Source organism: Actinomadura rudentiformis (genome assembly GCF_008923185.1).
GTDB lineage: Bacteria > Actinomycetota > Actinomycetes > Streptosporangiales > Streptosporangiaceae > Spirillospora > Spirillospora rudentiformis.
This window is the reverse complement of sequence record NZ_WBMT01000012.1, coordinates 138,905-153,662: the sequence shown is the minus strand read 5'-3', so window position 1 is coordinate 153,662 and position 14,758 is coordinate 138,905. Positions and strand designations below refer to the sequence as shown.

Annotated in this window: 16 protein-coding genes; 8 read left to right on the top strand and 8 right to left on the bottom strand. The window is 70.0% G+C overall.

All coding sequences use genetic code 11. The features are described 5' to 3' along the window. Positions 1-100 precede the first annotated feature (100 nt). Both F8566_RS25335 and purU read right to left on the bottom strand, forming a co-directional pair. Positions 101-1,330 (bottom strand): right-handed parallel beta-helix repeat-containing protein, encoded by a 1,230-nt coding sequence (locus F8566_RS25335; protein ID WP_151564123.1) that lies wholly within the window; start codon positions 1,328-1,330, stop codon positions 101-103. A 116-nt stretch (positions 1,331-1,446) separates the two neighbouring features. Next, positions 1,447-2,295, bottom strand: coding sequence for a formyltetrahydrofolate deformylase (purU, locus tag F8566_RS25330; protein ID WP_404800343.1), 849 nt, complete (start codon positions 2,293-2,295; stop codon positions 1,447-1,449). Between the two features lie 169 nt (positions 2,296-2,464). On the opposite strand from purU, the gene F8566_RS25325 reads away from it, so the two are divergent. Beyond that, positions 2,465-2,932: an NUDIX domain-containing protein gene (locus F8566_RS25325; RefSeq protein ID WP_225993503.1), complete on the top strand. Its 468-nt coding sequence runs from the start codon at positions 2,465-2,467 to the stop codon at positions 2,930-2,932. A gap of 122 nt (positions 2,933-3,054) precedes the next feature. Next, entirely contained in the window at positions 3,055-4,197 is a 1,143-nt protein-coding gene (locus tag F8566_RS25320; RefSeq protein WP_192809851.1) for a serine hydrolase domain-containing protein, read from the top strand. Between the two features lie 4 nt (positions 4,198-4,201). Here the strand turns inward: F8566_RS25320 and F8566_RS25315 are convergent, their stop codons facing one another. Next, a complete protein-coding gene (locus tag F8566_RS25315) occupies positions 4,202-4,798 on the bottom strand; it encodes a TetR/AcrR family transcriptional regulator (protein ID WP_151564114.1) in 597 nt (198 codons plus the stop codon). 96 nt (positions 4,799-4,894) lie between these two features. Here F8566_RS25315 and F8566_RS25310 point away from each other — a divergent pair, with 96 nt between their 5' ends. The 5 genes from F8566_RS25310 to F8566_RS25290 all read left to right on the top strand — a co-directional run bounded on the left by F8566_RS25310 (position 4,895) and on the right by F8566_RS25290 (position 9,374). Next, on the top strand, positions 4,895-5,542 hold the full coding sequence (locus F8566_RS25310; protein WP_151564112.1) for an FMN-dependent NADH-azoreductase: 648 nt from the start codon (positions 4,895-4,897) through the stop codon (positions 5,540-5,542). Between the two features lies 1 nt (position 5,543). Then, complete coding sequence (locus F8566_RS25305; RefSeq protein WP_151564110.1) at positions 5,544-5,864, top strand: DMT family transporter; 321 nt, start codon at positions 5,544-5,546, stop codon at positions 5,862-5,864. A 73-nt stretch (positions 5,865-5,937) separates the two neighbouring features. Beyond that, positions 5,938-6,957, top strand: a complete 1,020-nt coding sequence (locus F8566_RS25300; RefSeq protein WP_151564108.1) for an LLM class flavin-dependent oxidoreductase — start codon at positions 5,938-5,940, stop codon at positions 6,955-6,957. Positions 6,958-7,152: 195 nt separating this feature from the next. Further along, entirely contained in the window at positions 7,153-8,115 is a 963-nt protein-coding gene (locus tag F8566_RS25295; RefSeq protein WP_151564106.1) for an RNA polymerase subunit sigma-70, read from the top strand. A gap of 50 nt (positions 8,116-8,165) precedes the next feature. After that, the gene (locus tag F8566_RS25290; RefSeq protein WP_151564104.1) at positions 8,166-9,374 is read left to right on the top strand and encodes an MFS transporter; all 1,209 of its coding nucleotides are present in this window, start codon (positions 8,166-8,168) and stop codon (positions 9,372-9,374) included. Between the two features lie 77 nt (positions 9,375-9,451). Here the strand turns inward: F8566_RS25290 and F8566_RS25285 are convergent, their stop codons facing one another. From F8566_RS25285 to F8566_RS25265, 4 genes are all read right to left on the bottom strand, one after another. After that, complete coding sequence (locus F8566_RS25285; RefSeq protein WP_151564102.1) at positions 9,452-9,910, bottom strand: carboxymuconolactone decarboxylase family protein; 459 nt, start codon at positions 9,908-9,910, stop codon at positions 9,452-9,454. A gap of 86 nt (positions 9,911-9,996) precedes the next feature. Next, positions 9,997-10,143 (bottom strand): hypothetical protein, encoded by a 147-nt coding sequence (locus F8566_RS25280; protein ID WP_225993502.1) that lies wholly within the window; start codon positions 10,141-10,143, stop codon positions 9,997-9,999. A 148-nt stretch (positions 10,144-10,291) separates the two neighbouring features. Continuing rightward, a complete protein-coding gene (locus F8566_RS25270) occupies positions 10,292-11,440 on the bottom strand; it encodes an epoxide hydrolase family protein (protein WP_151564100.1) in 1,149 nt (382 codons plus the stop codon). Between the two features lie 132 nt (positions 11,441-11,572). Next, on the bottom strand, positions 11,573-12,391 hold the full coding sequence (locus F8566_RS25265; protein WP_225993501.1) for a helix-turn-helix domain-containing protein: 819 nt from the start codon (positions 12,389-12,391) through the stop codon (positions 11,573-11,575). A 99-nt stretch (positions 12,392-12,490) separates the two neighbouring features. Between F8566_RS25265 and F8566_RS25260 the strand changes: the two genes are divergently transcribed. Continuing rightward, positions 12,491-13,882, top strand: a complete 1,392-nt coding sequence (locus F8566_RS25260) for an MFS transporter (protein WP_225993500.1) — start codon at positions 12,491-12,493, stop codon at positions 13,880-13,882. 29 nt (positions 13,883-13,911) lie between these two features. Here F8566_RS25260 and F8566_RS25255 read toward each other — a convergent pair whose 3' ends face one another. After that, positions 13,912-14,679, bottom strand: a complete 768-nt coding sequence (locus F8566_RS25255; protein ID WP_151564095.1) for a hypothetical protein — start codon at positions 14,677-14,679, stop codon at positions 13,912-13,914. Positions 14,680-14,758: the final 79 nt, after the last annotated feature.

The following is a 14,758-nucleotide window of genomic DNA, read 5'->3' as shown; positions in this document are numbered from 1 at the left end:
GAAACGGCCGCGCACCCGGCGTCCCCCGTGCGCCGGGTGCGCGGTGCCATGTCCGGAGATCGGGCGTGAGCGAGCGCGCGGCCGGATCAGCCCTTTCTGATCAGCCCTTGTTGACCATGCTGATGCCGGCGTTGGGCGCGTAACTGTTGCTGCCGTTACGGATGGGCTCGGGCTTGCATTCGGCGCCCTTGAAATCCTGACCCGACCTGGTGGGTGCGCCCTTGAAGTTCTGTGTCTTCATCTTGCCGGTCGCCTCGGAGCGCCGCGGGTGCCCGTCGCCGTAGGTGTTGCCGGAGAACATGCTGCCCGTGCTGCAGTCGCGGTCGCGGTCGAAGCGCCAGAAGGTGAAGACGCCGTACCAGCCCGTGCTCTTGAACGTGTTGCCGGTCACCCTGATCCCGCCCGCGCCGTCACTCGCCCGTACCGGGTCCCCAGTGATCTTGTGGAACGTGTTGCCGGAGACCGTGCTCCCCTTGCCGCCGCCTTCGGAGAAGTAGATCCCGTGGACCTGGCCGGGATTGGTGCCGGCCGCCTCGTCCAGCCGGTTGCGCAGGTCCCAGAAGTCGTTGTTCGCGATGTCGATGTTGTTGACGTTCTGCAGGTGGAGTGCCGCGTAGCCCCTGTCGCCGCGTTCGATCGTCCCCATGCGCTCGAAGATCATGTTGCGGACCGAGCCGCCGGAGAAGCCTCCCCCGCCCTTGCTGCCGTCGAAGTGGATCCCGCCGGTGACGTAGTTGCGGACGGTCATGCCGCGGAAGTGCAGCTTCGCGTCGCCCGCCGCCACGCTGGTCCAGTAGCCGTCCTGCCCGCCACCGTCGAACACCGGGCGCCCGGTGCCGGGCTGGGGCTTGATCGTGAACTCCCCGCCGGCCGGCATGTAGCTCCAGGTGAACGACTGGCCCTTGTACCTGCCGCCCTTGACCAGCACGGTGCCCTTGGTCGCCCCCTTCTGGCGCAGTGCGTCCTCAGCCTCGTCCAGCGACGTCACGTTCACCTTCGAGGAGCCTGAGCCTCCGGAGGACCCTGACCCTCCGCCCGACGACGACTTGGCGGCCATCTCCGTACCACCGCCCGCCAGCCCGCCGCCGTCCCCCGAACCCATCTCGCCACCCGAACCCCCGTCACCCACAGAGCCCCCGTCACCCGCCGAACCCCCATCACCCGCCGAGCCCCCGTCACCCTCGCCGGGCGGGCTCACGTACACGACGACCTCGTCACCCGAAGCCGTGACCAGGTTCGACGACTGGGGTGTCCAGGCCGCCACCCCGAAGGCCCCCGCGCCCACGACCGCGGCGGTGGACAGACCGATCAACATCACCGGCTTGCGCATGAACTCGCTCCTTGCTGGCGTCATGTATCCGACTGATCAGCAGGAACGGTACGAACGGAGGGCGGCCCCGCCCCAGGGCCCTAGGGCCCAGTGGAGGGCTCTCACCGACCCCAAAATCAGCGGAAGACGACCGTCTTCGTCCCGTTGAGGAAGATGCGGTGCTCGGCGTGCCAGCGCACGGCGCGGGCCAGCGCGAGGCATTCCATGTCGCGGCCGACGGCCATGAGTGCCTCGGGGCTCTGGGTGTGGTCGACCCGGGCGATCTCCTGCTCGATGATCGGCCCCTCGTCGAGGTCGGCGGTGACGTAGTGCGCGGTCGCGCCGATCACCTTCACCCCGCGGGCGTGCGCCTGGTGGTAGGGCTTGGCGCCCTTGAAGCTCGGCAGGAACGAGTGGTGGATGTTGATCACCCGGCCGGGCAGCTTGGCGCAGAACTCGTCGGACAGGATCTGCATGTAGCGGGCCAGGACCACCAGGTCGGCGCGGTAGTGCTCGACCAGCGTCAGCACCTCGGCCTCCTGGGCCGCCTTGCCGCCGGGGCGGACCGGCAGGTGGTGGTAGTCGATGCCGTACGACTGGGTCAGCGGGCGCAGGTCGGGGTGGTTGGAGACGACCGCGACGATGTCGATGTCGAGCAGGCCAGAGCGCTGGCGGTAGAGCAGGTCGTTCAGGCAGTGGCCGCCCTTCGAGACCATGATCAGCACACGTTCGCGGGTGGAGGTGGCGTCCAACCGCCACTCCAGGCCCAGCTCGGGGGCCAGCGCCCCGAACTCGCCGCGCAGGGCGTCCTCATCGGTACCGGCCAGAGCCGCGAACTGCACGCGCATGAAGAACGTGCCGGTGTCCAGGTCGCTGAACTGCTGGCTCTCGAGAATGTTGCACCCGCGCTCGGCCAGGAGCCCGGACACCGCGGCCACGATGCCCGGCCGGTCCGGGCATGAGAGCGTCAGCACGTATTCGGTCACGATTTCACTTTCACTGCCGTCGGGTCATACAGGCCTTTGGGGGTGGACACGAGCTTACGCCGTGCTCACAGGGGCCCTCACGGAAACGGGGCCCTCACGGAAACGGGGCCCTCACGGAAACACGGCGTGCTTGACCCGCTGGCCTCTCGTGGCCGATCGTGGAGATCTTGTGACGACCGGTGAAGACGACGACGTGCAGACGCGGCCAGCCGTACGGATCATCTGCGTGGACGGGGGCGGCCGGGTCCTGCTGATCCGCTGGCGCGACACCGTGACCGGGCGGGTCTTCTGGGAGCCGCCGGGCGGCGGGATCGAGGGCGACGAGACGCCGCTGGACACCGCCCGGCGCGAGCTTCACGAGGAGACAGGCCTGGCACCCGACGCCGTCCTGGACGTCTCGATCCCGGTCGAACGCGACTCCTACTGGCTCGGCCGGCGCTTCAAGAAGATCGAGCCGTTCTTCCTCGCCCACTTCGACGGCGAACCCCGGGTCGCCCCGGCCGCGTTCACCCCGGAGGAGGACGAGACGTTCGTCGCGTTCGGCTGGCACACCCTGGACGAGATCGGCGAGCTGGACGACCTCGAACCCCCCGATCTCCTCGCGGCGATCATCCTCCTGCTGGACCGCGCCGCCTGAGCGCCCCAGGGCTCGCCTTCACCCGTTCGGGTCAGGCTGTTCACCCCAGCGCGGGAGGTGCCGGAAAAGCGCGACCGATGGACTCGTTCCCGGCGGCTCGTGCGATTTCTGGAGGATTTTCAATGGGTGTACGAACGGCTTTCGTCGCAGTCACCGTCGCGGCGGCGGTCCTCGCCGCGCCTGCGCTGCCCGGCTCGGCCGCGGTGGATCATCGGACGGACCTGCAACGGTCGCTGGACGCCATCGTGGCGGCGGGCGCGGTCGGTGTGCAGGCGGAGGCGGTCGGGCCGCACGGCCGGTGGCGCGGCGTCGCCGGTACGGCGCGGCTCGGTGGGCGGGAGCCCGTCCCCGAGCAAGGGCGGTTCCGCATCGGCAGCACCACCAAGACGTTCACCGCGACCGTCCTCCTGCAGCTCGTCGCGGAGAAGAAGGTCGGCTTGGACAGCCCGATCGAACGTCACCTGCCCGGCCTGGTCCCGAACGGGGATCACATCACGGTGCGCCAGCTCCTCAACCACACCTCCGGCCTCCGCGAATACCTGGAGGACACCGAGGCGCTCCCCATGGACGGCGACGCGTTCCTCACCAAGGTGCGCTACGCGACCTGGGCGCCCAAGGATCTGGTGCGCCTCAGCACGAAGCGGCCGCCCTACTTCCCGCCGGGGACCGCCTGGCATTACTCCAACACCAACTACGTGCTGGCAGGGCTCATCATCGAGAAGGTGACGGGCAGCTCGTACGCCGCCGAAGTCCGCCGCCGCATCGTGCGGCCGCTCGGGCTGCGGCACACCTACCTGCCCGGCACGCGGACGGGGATTCGCGGTCCACATGCGCACGGCTACCTGCGGTTCGTTTCCCATGGCCAGGACAAGACCGTGGACATCACGCGGCTCAACCCGTCCTGGAGCTGGGCGGCGGGCGAGATCATCTCGACGACCGGGGACCTCAACCGCTTCTTCGACGCGCTGCTCGGCGGCAGGCTCCTGCCGCCCGCCCAGCTCGCCCAGATGCAGACGACCGTGCCCACCCCCAGCCCGGATGGCTCCGCGGACGGGCTGGGCATGGGCAAGATCCGGCTGGCCTGCGGCGTGGCGGCGTGGGGCAAGGACGGCGGCATCCAGGGGTTCACCACGCAGTCGCTGCACTCGGCCGACGGCCGCCGTCACGTCAGCCTCTCGGTGACGCTCCCCGACTTCTTCGGCCCGGGCTACCCGAAGATCTGGAACGCGATCCAGCAGACCGCGACCGAGGCCCTGTGCGGCTAGGTCATCAGCCGGCCAGGACGCTGCGTGCCAGATGCGACAGGGCAGCGGTGATCTGCCGGGGCGTGCGTCCTTGCTCGCGTTGATGCAGGTACGACTCTGACGCGAGCGGCGCCAGCAGCACGTCCACGAGCGCTTCAGGCTCGGCGATGCCCGCCTCCGCCACCAGGGCTCGTACGTGCGCACTCCAGAAGCCGTACGCCCCGGTGGAGTAGCGCAGCCTCCCGCTCTCGGCGCCGAGCACCAGCGGGGCGTGGGTCTCCAGCAGCTCGACCATCGCGGCATAGAACGCGGCGAGCCGTTCGGCCGGCGGGGCGCCCGGTCCGAGCGGCGGCTCGCCCCTCAGGAGCCGCTCTTGGAGCTCGCGTTCATGCTCGTCGAGCAGAGCGCGGGCCATGGAGGCGGTGTCGGGATAGCGGCGGTAGAGCGTGCCGCGCCCGACCCCCGCCGCCTTGGCGATGTCGTCCATCGTGACCTCGCGCGGATCCCGGGCGGCGAACAGCTCGGCGGCCGCGGCCAGCACCTTCGCGCGGTTGCGCGCCGCGTCCGCCCGCTCGCGGGGCGGGGCCGGCCCCTCCGCCAGCAGATCCCTTCGGCTCTCCATGCGGCGACTGTAGCCGAGATCGGAATAACTGGACATCATGCCCGGTTATCTCTACCGTTCAAGCGGACACAACGTCCACTTAATGAGGAGAGTCTCATGGCCACGTTGCTGCACCTGGAAGCCAGCGCCCGCCGCCGTTCGATCAGCCGCGAGGTGGGCGAGGCGTTCGCCGCGTCCTGGCGGGCCGCTCACCCCGGCGGCACCTACCTGCACCGCGATCTCGCCCTCGACCCCGTCCCGTTCATCGGCGAGGCGTGGACCGAACTCTGCGACCACATCCTGGCGAACACCATCACCGAGATCGACCGCTACAAGGAGGCGGTGCGGACCCCCGCGCAGGCCGAGGCCTGGGCCGTCGTCGAACCGCTGCTGAACGAACTGGTCGCGGCGGACGTCGTCCTCATCTCGACGCCGATGTACAACTACTCGATCCCCGCGTCCCTGAAGGCATGGCTCGACCAGGTGACGTTCCCCAAGATGTCCCTGGCCGGCCGCCGCTTCGTCGTCGCCACCGCGCGCGGCGGGTCCTACTCCCCGGGCGCGCCGAAGGCGAGGTTCGACTACCAGGAGCGCTTCCTGCGCGACTTCTTCGCCGGCCACTTCGCCGTCGAGGACACCACGTTCATCAACGCCGAGCTGGCCAACTCGCGACTCGACCCCGCCCTGGCCCACCTGCGGACCGCCCACGACGCATCCCTCGCCGCCGCTCTGCAGGCCGCACACGACCTCGGAAAGGACTTCTGACATGGCCTGGGTCTTCCTCGCGCTGGCCGGGCTGGTCGAGATCGCCTGGTCGCAGAGCATCAAGCCCACCCAGAACTTCACCCGTCCCCTCCCCACCCTCGTCTGCTTCGTCCTGGCCGCGATCGCCGTCTATTTCCTGTCGCGCGCGATGCAGACGCTCCCGGTCGGCACCGCGTACGCCGTCTTCACCGGCATCGGCGCCGTGGGTGCGATCGGCCTCGGCATCGCCGTCCACAAGGACCCGGTCACCGCGGGCCGCACGATCGCCCTCGGCCTCATCCTGGGCGGCGTCGTGCTGGCCCGCCTGACGAACCCCGAATGACCGGACCGGCGCGGTGAGGCCGTGACCTGCGTCACCGGTGGAATGACGGAAGCGCTGGGGCGTTGGAATGACCATGACCTCAGCGCTGGGCTCGACGCGGTTCTCGATCCTCGACCGGTCGCGGACGCGGGTGGGCGAGGGCCACCCGGAGGCGCTGCGCGCCACGGTCGAGTTCGCGCGGCAGGCCGAGGAGCTCGGCTACCACCGCTTCTGGGTCTCCGAGCACCACAGCGTCCCCGGGGTCGCCGGCTCGGCGCCGACGGTCCTCGCCGCCGCCGTGGCGGCGGCCACCTCGCGGATCAGGGTCGGCACCGGCGGCGTGATGCTCCCCAACCACCGCCCGCTAGTGGTCGCGGAGCAGTTCGGGGTGTTGGAGGCGCTGTATCCGGCACGGATCGACATGGGCTTGGGCCGCTCGGTCGGCTTCACGGGCGGTGTGCGGCGCGCGCTCGGGCACGGCAAGGACGACGCCGACCGCTTCGGGGATCAGCTGACCGAGCTGCTGGGCTACTTCTCCGGTGACCAGGACGCTCACCCGGGCGTGCACGCGTGGCCCGCCGACGGCCTGCGCGTGCCCGCGTACATCCTGGCCACCGGATCCGGCGCCGACCTCGCCGCCGAGTTCGGGCTGCCGCTGGTGATCGCCGCCGCGCGGGGCGAGGAACGGATGATCGAGGCGATCCGCCGGTACCGGGCGAACTTCCAGGGCCGGATCCCGTACGTCATCGTGTCCGGCACCGTGGCGATCGCCGGCACCACCGAGGAGGCGCGCCGGCTTCTCGTCCCGGAGGCCTGGTCGAACGCCCACTCCCGGACGCGCGGCGAGTTCCCGCCGCTCTCCCCGCCGGACGAGATCCTCGCCCGCGAGATGACCGACCGGGAACGGCGCGTCTTCGAGGACTCGATGCGCGGCCACGTCCACGGCACCGAGGACGAGGTCGCCGAACAGCTCGAAGGTCTCATCGAACGCACGGGAGCGGACGAGATCCTCGTGCACACCAGCACGTACGACCGCGACGCCCGCCTCGACTCGCACCGCCGCCTGGCCCGGATCGCCGGGCTGGACCGCGTCTCGCTTCGCACCGCCAGCTGAGCCGCGGCCCGCGGAGGCTGTGACTCAGATCACGTCTCTTGTCGCGACGGATTTCCCTCCGGTGGCTGGTCTTGAAGTGGACCGATTCGACCACCCCTTCGGAGTGTCCTATGTCCGACTCCTTCATCAAGGGCACCGGGCTACGCCCGGTCGCCTGATCGGCTGCCTACAGTGAAACTCCTGGGAGGAGCCACGATGCCCTCGGAAGGCGAGTTCGCCACCCTTGCCGAGCCGTTCCGGCCGGAACTGCTCGCGCACTGTTACCGGCTCCTGGGCTCGGTCCATGACGCCGAAGACCTGGTGCAGGAGACCTACCTGCGGGCGTGGCGCGCGTTCGGCCGGTTCGAGGGTCGCTCCTCGGTACGGCGGTGGCTCTACAAGATCGCCACCATGGCCTGCCTGACGGCGTTGGAGACGCGCTCCCGGCGGCCCCTTCCGTCGGGCCTGGGCGCACCCTCGGACGATCACCGGGTGGCGGTGGCTCCCCGCGACCCGTCGGTGTCGTGGCTCCAGCCGGCGGCTGACAGGTTGTTCGGCGCCGACGACCCGGCGACGGTCGTGGCGGCCAGGAACGGGGTCCGGCTCGCGTTCATCGCCGCGCTCCAGTTCCTGCCGGCGCGGCAGCGGGCCGTGCTGACCTTGCGCGACGTCCTGGCGTTCCAGACGGCCGAGGTCGCCGAGATGCTGGACACGACGACCGCAGCCGTCGACAGCGCCCTCCGCCGCGCCCGGGCCCGCCTGGCCGAGGCCGGACCGGTGGCGGACGATCTGGCCGAACCGGACGAGGAGATCCAGCGGACGCTCCTCGACGGCTATGTCGACGCGTTCACCCGTGCCGACCCCAAGGCCCTGGTGACCCTGCTGCGGGCCGACGTCGAACTGGAGATGCCGCCGATCCCGACGTGGTTCACCGGCCGGGACGCCGTCGTCGGATTCCTGGCGAGCCGCGTACTGCGCAGGGACCGGTGGCGGATGGCGACGACCCGCGCCAACGGCCAGCCCGCCGCCGTCGCCTACGAGCACATGGGCGACGGCCGGTACGAGGCGAAGGGCGTCGAGGTCCTGACTTTGATCGGGGCTCGGATCAGCCGCATCACCGCGTTCCACGACCCGAGCCTGGTGCCGTCGTTCGGCCTCGCGCCCGTGCTCACTGCCTGAAACCCCCGACGCGGGCGGACGCCCGCTCCACACATACAAGGACGATGCATATGAGCTCGACGCTGAGCCAGGGCAGGGCGAACCTCGTCCTGGCCACGCTGTTCGTCGGAATGTTCGTACTGGGCAGCGCCGAACTGCTCGTCGTCGGCGTGCTGAACCTGATCGCCGCCGACCTCCAGATCTCCGTTTCCACAGCCGGCACGCTGGTGACGGGCTATGCGCTCGGCCTGGCGATCGGCGGCCCGCTCCTGACCGCGCTGACCATCAAGCTGGACAAACGCACCGTCCTCCTCGGCGCGCTCGCCCTGTCCGTCGCGGGAAACCTGGTCAGTGTCCTGTCCAGCGATTACGCCCTGTTCCTCGCGGCGCGAGTGGGCACCGGCGCCCTCCAGGGCCTTTTCATCGGCGCCGCCTTCGCCGCGGGCCTGTCGGTCGTCCCGCCGGAGCGCATGGGACGGGCCATCGCAGTGATCATCTCCGGGGTCACGGTGTCGGCCGCGCTGGGCATGCCGCTGGGCACGCTGGTGGGCCAGGCACTCGGCTGGCGCGGCTCGTTCACCGCGATCGTGGTGCTCGTCGTGCTCACGCTCGTCGCCACGCTGGCCCTGGTGCCCTCCGCCCCGGTCAGCGGCGGCGGCACGGGCGGCCAGGCCAAGCACGCGTTCGCCCCGCGGGTGCTCGCCGTGCTGTTCCTGATGTTCCTGGTTTTCGCGGCCATGTCCGCGGCGCTGACCTACATCGTGCCGTTCCTGGAGGACGTCACGGGCATCTCCGGCGCGCTGGTCAGCGTGTTCCTGCTGGCCTACGGGGCGGCCACGGCGGTCGGCTCGTTCGGTGGCGGCCGCTTCGCCGACCGGCACGCCGCCCGCACCCTGATCTTCGCGACCGTCGGCCTCGCGGCCTCCCTGCTGGCGCTCTACCTCGTCGGCTCGACGGCGTTCCTCGTGGCGCTGGTGCTGCTGGCCTGGGGCGTGTTCGGCATGGGCATGGTGCCCTCACTCCAGTACCGCGTGGTCAACCTGGCCGGTCCGGGCGGCACGCTGGCACAGTCGCTGCCCGCCTCCGCGGCCAACTTCGGCATCGCGTTCGGCTCGCTGGCGGGCGGTGTCGCGATCGACCGTTCCACCGCCTCCGCCGCAGTCCTCACCGGCCTCGCCATCGCCGTGGTCTCCATCGGGGTCGCCTGGGCCACCGCCTTCCTCAAGCCACCGTTGACCGACAAGGAGACGGCCACAGACCCGATCCCCGAGCACGCCTGACCCGCCCAGCCCAGTGCGACCACGCCGCCCGGTCACCTCGATGCCGTCCATCGAGGTGACCACCAGCGTCCGGCGGGCTACCAGGTGGCGCCTGCGAGTTCCTTGATGGTGGCGTTCAAACGGTTGAACAGGTTGGTCACGGCGACCACGAGGATGACCGCCGAAAGCTCCTGCTCGTTGAAGTGGTCGGCGGCGGCGTCCCAGATGTCGTCCGGCACGGCCTCACCTGAACGATCGGCGATGCGGGTGGCGGCCTCGGCGAGGGCGAGGGCGGCGCGCTCGGCGTCGTCGAAGAAGGGCGACTCCCGCCAAGCGGCGACCGTGGCGACCTTGTCCGCGCTCGTTCCTGCCTTGTTGAGGTTCTGCACGTGGGCGTGCACGCAGGCGCTGCAACCGTTGATCTGGCTGACCCGCAAGCCGACCAGTTCCTGCATCTCCTGCGACAGGCCGCTGGAGTTGATGCCCTTGAAGATGTTCTGGATGCCCTTGAGGGCGTCGGGGAGAACGTAGGCGGGGTTCTTCATGCGAGCTTCCATCACTGCGCTCCTTCATCGTGGTTCGTCACTGCACTGACGAACCCCGGAGGAACGATGTGACCGCCCGCGCGAAAGAATTCTGATGTTCAACTGAGGCGCTGGTCAGCGCTGCCAATGCCGCGCAGGAGGGTGTCCACCAGCCGGGTGGCGAGCGCGTCGGCGTCCTCGCCGCGTTCCTGCGCTGCCTCGTGGATGAGCGCGTAGTAGACGCGGCGTGCCCGACCTCTCCACACCGGAAGGCCCGGTCGAGCTCGTCGCCCGTGCGGCCGACGAGCTCGGCGGCATCGACCTGCTGGTCAACAACGTCGGCGGCACCGTCAAGACCGCCTGATCGCCGCTGAGGCCCCCGAAACCGGGGGCCTCAGCGACAGGCTTTCGGTCTCAGCCGAGCTTCCGGAAGAACTCGCGGACGTCGGCGATGAGCAGGTCGGGGGCGTCGTGCGCGGCCCAGTGGCTGCCGCGTTCGTACTCGTTCCAGTGCACGATGTTGGAGTGGTCGCGCTCGGCGAACTTGCGCGGCGCCTTGAAGTCGTAGGCGAACGCGGCCAGCCCCATCGGAACGGTCGTCGGCTCCGACGGCAGCTCAGCGTGGTGGTTCTCGTAGTAGAACCGCGCCGACGAGGCCGAGGTGTTGGTGAACCAGTAGATCGACGCGTTGATCAGCACGTCGTCGGGCTCCAGGGCCTCCCCGAACAACTGCCCGATCCAGGCGAGCTGGCCCGCGGGCGAGTCGGACAGGGCGTGCGCGAGGGTCTGCGGCTGGGCCTGCTGCGACCTGTCGTGGATCGCGTGCTCGACGAACGCCTGCCCGAACTGCAGCGCCTGGAAGTCCTCCGGCGCGAGCCCCTCGAACTCGCCCTCGTCGCCCCGGGGGAACGAGAAGATCTGGTTGACGTGCACGCCGATGACGTGATCCTTGTCGGCCTCGCCCAGCAGCGGCCCCACGATGGCGCCCGCGTCGTTGCCGTGGACGCCGTACCGCTCGTACCCGAGACGGCTCATCAGCTCCGCCCATGCCTGGGCGGTGCGCGCCGCGTTCCAGCCGCGGCTCTTGGTCGGGCCGGAGAAGCCGAAGCCCGGGATCGACGGGATCACGACGTGGAACGCGTCGGCCGGGTCGCCGCCGTGCGCGCGAGGGTCGGTGAGCTCACCGACCAGGCCCAGGTACTCCACGAAGGTGTTGGGCCAGCCGTGCGTGAGGATCAGCGGGGTCGCGTCCGGCTCGGGTGACCGCACGTGCACGAAGTGGATGTTCTGCCCATCGATCTCGGTGGTGAACTGCGGGTACTCATTGAGCCTGGCTTCCTGCTCGCGCCAGTCGAACTCGTCGCGCCAGCGCGCGACCAGCCGCTGGACGTAGGACAGCGGGACGCCGTACTCCCAGCCGGGCGGCGCCGGCACGCCCTCGACCTTGCCCGCGACCTCCTCGGCGGGCAGCTCGTCGGCCCAGCGGGTGCGAGCGAGCCGACTCGTCAGATCGTCCACGTCGGCCTGCGCGATCTCGATGCGGAACGGCTTGATCTCGGACATCTCCGACCTCCCTTGAACGGAATGTTCTGCTCCAATACTATCAGAACGAATGATTCCGTTCCACTACTTCGAACGGGGTGAGTCGATGGTAGGCACCCGATCCACCGGCCAACGTGGCCGGTCAAGGCCAGCTCAGGCGGCCAGCAGCGCCCGGACGCGGCCCGGGGTGTGACCGAGCTCGTCGCGCATGACCCGGCTGAAGTGCGCCTGGTCGCTGAAACCAAGGGCGAGCGCCAGGGCGGCGAGGTCGGTCTCCCCGGCTTCGATGGCGGCCAGGGCGCGGCTGACGCGCACCCGGTTGCGGTAGCGGCTCACGGTCATGCCGACGTGGTGGCGGAACGTGCGGCTCAGATGAGACGGCGAGGTCTCCAGCAGCCGGGCGAGCCCGACCAGGTCGGCCGCTTCCCGCTCGGCTGCGGCGATCGCCTCGCGTGCCCGTTCGGCCAGGCCGGCACGACCGGGCGCGTGCCCGGGAGAGGCACCCCTGCTGCCGCGGAGCGCGAGCGTGAGCAGATCGAGCACCGCCTCGGCCCCGCCGAACGCAGGGTCGTCGAGAGAGCGCGGCAACATCCGGTGAGCGAACTCCAGCCGCGGGTCCACGCGCACGGCCGGTGACACAGCGGGTGACACGGCCGACCGCGAGCCGCCGGCGGGCTCTGGCCACAGCTCATCGATCAGGGCGCCCGCGGTGAACGTGACGGACGTGCAGCTGTCGCCGCCCGCCGGGTGGGAGAAGCGTTCCTCCTCTCCCGCACCGTGCAGGTAGCCGACGGTGGGATCGACCATCACCTCGCGCCCGCGGGAGGAGACCCGGAACCGCCCCCGGCGGACCAGGATGATCTGCGCGGCGACCGACAGCTCCGGCTCGGACCACCAGGCATGGTCGTCCGCACACTCCACCGTGTGGATCACGAAGTGCGGGCTCTCGGCCACCACCTGGGCAGTACGCACGAGCGCGACTCTACGGGGTGCCTCTGACATCCGGCGGCATTCCGGCGGGCCGCATATTTCTTCAAGACCCGGGGCCCCGGACCTGGCGATGCTCTGGTCATGATCACACTTGCCACCGCGACGGTGCGCCGGGGTCCGATGCTGGCGGTGCTGCTCGCCGGACAGGTGATGGCGTCCATGGACGGGTCGATCGTCTCGGTGTCGGCGCAGACGATCCGGGCGGACCTCGACGCGGGCGGCGCAGCCATCCAGCTGATCGTGTCCGGCTATCTCCTGACCACCGGCGTGCTCCTGGTGACCTGCGCCCGGCTGGGCGACATCCTCGGGCACCGCCGCGCGTTCCTGCTCGGCCTGGCCTGGTTCACCGTGGCGTCGCTGCTGTGCGGCCTGGCGCCGAACGCCGCCGTCCTGGTGGTCGCGCGGATCGCCCAGGCCATCGGGGCCGCGCTGTTGATGCCGCAGGTCTTCTCGCTCATCCAACTGCATTGGGAGGGGGCGGCCCGCCGGAGGGCCATCGGCATCTACAGCATGGTGTTGGCGCTCGGCGTCGCGCTCGGGCAGATCGTCGGCGGGCTCGTCGTCGGCGCCGACCTCTTCGGGCTCGGCTGGCGCCCCGTCTTCCTCATCAACATCCCGATCGGCGTCGTCCTGCTGGTGATCGGGCCGCGTGTGCTGCTCGGGGCCCGCTCGGACGATCCGCCCGGGCTGGACCTCGCCGGTGTGGCCGTGCTGACCGTCGCCATGACGGCGTTCACCGCACCGCTCATCTTCGGCCCGGACAGTGGCTGGCCAGTGTGGGCGTGGATCGCACTCGGCTGCGGCGCCATCCTGCTGGCCGCCTTCGTCCGGTACGAGGCGAAGGCTCGGCAGCCGCTTCTCGACCCGAAGGCCCTGCGGCCCGTGGGAGTGAAGCCGGGACTGGCCGCCTGCTGGATCATCATGGGCTGCTACACCGTCTTCCTTCTCACGCTGACCCTGCATCTGCAGTCGGCGCTGCGGTTCACTCCGTTCGAGGCAGGGGTGGCGTTCGTTCCCTACGCCGTGGGATTCGGCTCGCTCAGTCTGAGCTGGAATCGTTTCCACCCCCGCCTGCAGAACGTGCTTCCACTGCTCGGACCTGTCGCGTTCGCCACCGGAGCGGCCACGATCGCGCTGCTCGCACGCGATCAGTGGCCGGGCCTGGTCTCCGTGCCGATCCTCGCGATCGCCGGGGCAGGCCACGCCGCCGGGTACAGTCCGCTGATCGCCCAGGTGTCGTCCCTGGTGGACACGCGGTACGCCTCGGCGGTGTCCGCGCTCAACTCCACCGGCCCCCTCCTGGCGAGCGTGACAGCGGTCGCGGGGCTCGGCAGCGTGTACTTCGCCGCACCCGCCTCCGCCGACGGCCTCGTACGCGTCGTGGCCGCGATCACCGGCCTGCTGGTGATCGGTGCCCTCTGCGCTCAACGAGTGCGGTCGGCGAGTTCTCCGCAATCGATGAGCCCGCCGTAGTCGAGCCGGCGAGCTCGCCGCAACGCCGCCTAGCCTCCAGCTCCCTTCAGGCCCGACACGTCCACGACCTGGTTGCTGGGCGGGGCCTGCACGGTGACCGCCTTGCCGTAGTCGAGGAAGTCGATTCGGCCATCCGCACCGCCGTCGATGCGAAGGGCATAGGGCTCGCCGACAGTGGACACGTAGAGCTTGCCCTTGCCACCGTCGGTGAGTGCGATCGCCGGTCGTCCCTCAAGGGATGCCACTTCCCCCTTGGCCGGAGTTCCCTCGGCCGTCAGTATGCCGTTGACGACTTTGGGCAGGGTGGTGAAGGTGGCGATGTCGGCGAAGTCCTTGTCGCCCGGCTTGGTCTTGAGGTACTTGCCGGCCAGCGTCTGCACGGCGGCCTTACCGCCCAGCTTCTGCAGGAACTTGTCGTCAGGCTTGACGTACACGGCCGACCCGATGCGGGTCAGAGCCACCCGCTGGCCGTCCATGGTGAGCTCACCGGTCGCCGACTCCTTCCCGGAATAGCTGAAGTCGAGGGCGATGGCCTGGCCGCCCTCCTTGATCTGGCCCTTGATGCGAAGCGTGGCGGCGGACGCCGTCGCCTTGCGGGCGGCGGCGAGAATCTTCTGCGCGCTCTGCTTCTCGATGCCGTTCGCAGACGCCGCCGGGCTCGCCGAAGTCGCCGGACTCGCCGGACGGACCGAACCGGCGTCGTCCTTTGAGTCCGAGTTGCACCCCGTGGTGGTGAGCGTGAACCCGAGTGCCGCCGAGACCACCAACGCCGACCTGAACGTGCTGTGGATGCGCATCGATTCCCCCTTGTTACTGACCTGTGCGCGATATGGCCGGTTTCCGTCACCGAGGAGCGTGATGGACCTCTGTGCGCAA

Bases quoted from the DNA above. Each gene is read 5' to 3' on its own strand.
- F8566_RS25260 (WP_225993500.1), top strand. From the start codon at position 12,491: ATGATCACACTTGCCACCGCGACGGTGCGCCGGGGTCCGATGCTGGCG.
- F8566_RS25270 (WP_151564100.1), bottom strand. From the start codon at position 11,440: ATGTCCGAGATCAAGCCGTTCCGCATCGAGATCGCGCAGGCCGACGTG.
- F8566_RS25315 (WP_151564114.1), bottom strand. From the start codon at position 4,798: ATGGAGAGCCGAAGGGATCTGCTGGCGGAGGGGCCGGCCCCGCCCCGC.
- F8566_RS25255 (WP_151564095.1), bottom strand. From the start codon at position 14,679: ATGCGCATCCACAGCACGTTCAGGTCGGCGTTGGTGGTCTCGGCGGCA.
- F8566_RS25290 (WP_151564104.1), top strand. From the start codon at position 8,166: ATGAGCTCGACGCTGAGCCAGGGCAGGGCGAACCTCGTCCTGGCCACG.
- F8566_RS25300 (WP_151564108.1), top strand. From the start codon at position 5,938: ATGACCTCAGCGCTGGGCTCGACGCGGTTCTCGATCCTCGACCGGTCG.
- F8566_RS25335 (WP_151564123.1), bottom strand. From the start codon at position 1,330: ATGCGCAAGCCGGTGATGTTGATCGGTCTGTCCACCGCCGCGGTCGTG.
- F8566_RS25295 (WP_151564106.1), top strand. From the start codon at position 7,153: ATGCCCTCGGAAGGCGAGTTCGCCACCCTTGCCGAGCCGTTCCGGCCG.
- F8566_RS25305 (WP_151564110.1), top strand. From the start codon at position 5,544: ATGGCCTGGGTCTTCCTCGCGCTGGCCGGGCTGGTCGAGATCGCCTGG.
- F8566_RS25285 (WP_151564102.1), bottom strand. From the start codon at position 9,910: ATGGAAGCTCGCATGAAGAACCCCGCCTACGTTCTCCCCGACGCCCTC.
- F8566_RS25320 (WP_192809851.1), top strand. From the start codon at position 3,055: ATGGGTGTACGAACGGCTTTCGTCGCAGTCACCGTCGCGGCGGCGGTC.
- F8566_RS25310 (WP_151564112.1), top strand. From the start codon at position 4,895: ATGGCCACGTTGCTGCACCTGGAAGCCAGCGCCCGCCGCCGTTCGATC.